The sequence below is a fragment of the Lentiprolixibacter sp. genome (assembly GCF_982873095.1).
In genome coordinates, this window is sequence record NZ_CEYNTP010000008.1 from 24,843 (window position 1) to 27,283 (window position 2,441).

The 2,441-nt window shown below is 49.5% G+C and carries 2 protein-coding genes; both read left to right on the forward strand.

The window, feature by feature from the left end:
- Positions 1-1,384: phosphoribosylformylglycinamidine synthase subunit PurQ (locus tag AC4E7D_RS01295; protein WP_490171993.1), on the forward strand; the 1,384-nt coding region annotated here is incomplete at its 5' end.
- A gap of 63 nt (positions 1,385-1,447) precedes the next feature.
- Positions 1,448-2,441, forward strand: a 994-nt coding sequence (locus AC4E7D_RS01300) for an AMP-dependent synthetase/ligase (RefSeq protein ID WP_490171994.1), incomplete at its 3' end; no start/stop codon positions are given.

The window sequence follows — 2,441 nt, forward strand, 5'->3', positions numbered from 1 at the left end:
GCTACAAAAAGGGGGTGGGGAACTGTACTACCTGAACTTCTCACAGGACAATTTCAAACTAGGGGGCTCCTCCTTTTCACAGATCCTGAACAAAGTAGGAAAAGAAGCCCCTACAGTAAAGGATACCAGTTTCTTTGCCCGGGCATTTAATACCCTTCAGGAACTGATAGCACAAGGGATGGTCCTTGCCGGACATGATGTAGCCTCAGGCGGGCTAATTACCACCCTGCTCGAAATGTGTTTTGCCGACCTGGAGCTTGGGGCGCAGATCGATCTCAGCGGGTTGGGTGAAACGGATACCACAAAATTGCTGTTCTCAGAAAATGCCGGGGTGGTCTTCCAGGCCAGTAATAAGGATGTTGAGTCAGTGATGGATGAGGCAGGCATCTCCTGGTTCCGGATAGGGAAGGTTAAGGCTGAGGCCGTAATGGACATTCGCAATGGTAAAGACCATCTGCAGCTGGATATTGCGGCGTTGCGCAAATGCTGGTACAAGACCTCTTATCTTCTGGATGACAAGCAAACGGCAAATTCCCTGGCCAGGGAGCGCTATGACAATTATGCCGACCAACCCCTGCGCTACCAGTTTCCTTCAGGGTTTTCAGGGGCGTGGAAAGGTGTTGGTAATGGAGTGAAGCCCAAGGCGGCTATTCTCCGGGAAAAGGGGAGCAATTCAGAACGGGAAATGGCCCACGCCTTGTATCTGGCTGGTTTTGAGGTAAAGGATGTGCACATGACCGACCTGATCTCCGGTCGGGAAACGCTGGAAGACATCCAGTTTATCGGCGCGGTTGGGGGCTTTTCCAACTCGGATGTCCTGGGAAGTGCCAAGGGATGGGCCGGGGCATTTAAATACAACGAGAAAGCCCGCAAAGCCCTGAGGAATTTCTTTGACAGGGAAGACACCCTTAGTGTGGGGATCTGCAACGGTTGTCAGTTGTTTATGGAACTCGATCTCATTAATCCGGATCACGAGGAACACGGCAGGATGACCTTTAACGATTCACACAAACACGAAAGTAATTTTACCTCGGTGACCATTCAGCCGAATAATTCGGTGATGCTTTCCAACCTTGCCGGGAGTACACTTGGGGTATGGATCTCCCATGGAGAAGGTAAGTTCAGCCTGCCCTACGCGGAAGATCGGTACGATATAGTAGCCAAATATGGCTACGCCGCATACCCCGCCAATCCCAATGGAAGTGATTACAACACGGCCATGATGTGCGACAGTACGGGGAGGCACCTGGTGACCATGCCGCATATAGAGCGATCGATATTTCCATGGAACTGGGCACACTACCCTAAGGACCGGGAAGATCAGATATCTCCATGGATCCAAGCCTTTATCAATGCGCGGAAGTGGATAACGAAGAACTCATAACTACTTGAATTTTAATATCCGCCCGTCTTTTCCTATTTTGCAATAATCGTTCAGCAACTTCTTATGCAAAATATCACTCGTTTATTCGAATTCGCTTATTACCAACTCGAAAACTACAACCTGGACAAAGCCCTGGTAACCAAATACGATGGGAAGTGGGTGGTCACTTCGAGCCAGGAATTTGTGGATAAATCCAATGCAGTAAGCAGGGCCTTGCTGCGAATGGGGGTTAAGGCCAATGATAAGATTGCCGTGATCTCCATGACCAATCGGACAGAATGGAACATCATGGACATTGGTGTACTTCAGGTCGGCGCCCAGAATGTTCCGATCTACCCTACCATATCTGAAGAAGATTACGCCTATATCCTAAACCATTCCGAATCCACATACGTGTTTGTGTCCTGCGAGGAAGTCTATCAGAAGGTTAAAGCTGTGCGGGACCAGATCCCTTCCCTTAAAGAAGTGTACTCCTTTGATAAGCTTTCGGATTGTAAGCACTGGGGAGAGTTATTGGAATTGGGTGCTGACGACAGCAACCAGTCCGAAGTCGAGGCGAGGAAGGATGCTGTTCAGCCAGAAGACCTGGCCACTTTGATCTATACCTCCGGGACTACCGGAAGGCCAAAAGGCGTAATGCTTTCTCACTGGAATATCGTTTCCAACACCCTGGCCAGTAAAGAGCGGGTCCCCTTCGAACACGGGGCAAGCTCGCTAAGTTTCTTACCCATTTGCCACATCTTTGAACGGATGGTGATGTACCTCTACCTCTATTGCGGCATCAGTGTGTATTTTGCCGAAGGGCTGGATAAAATAGGGGACAACCTGAAAGAAGTGAAGCCCAATGTGATGACCGTGGTCCCACGGTTGTTGGAGAAGGTATATGACAAGATCATTGCCAGAGGAGCAGAACTCACGGGAATAAAAAAAGGCCTTTTCTTCTGGGCCGTAGAACTGGGGCTTAAATACGAACCCTATGAGGCCAATGGCTGGTGGTACGAAAAGAAACTGGGACTTGCGCGGAAACTCATTTTCAGCAAATGGAAGGAGTCCCTGG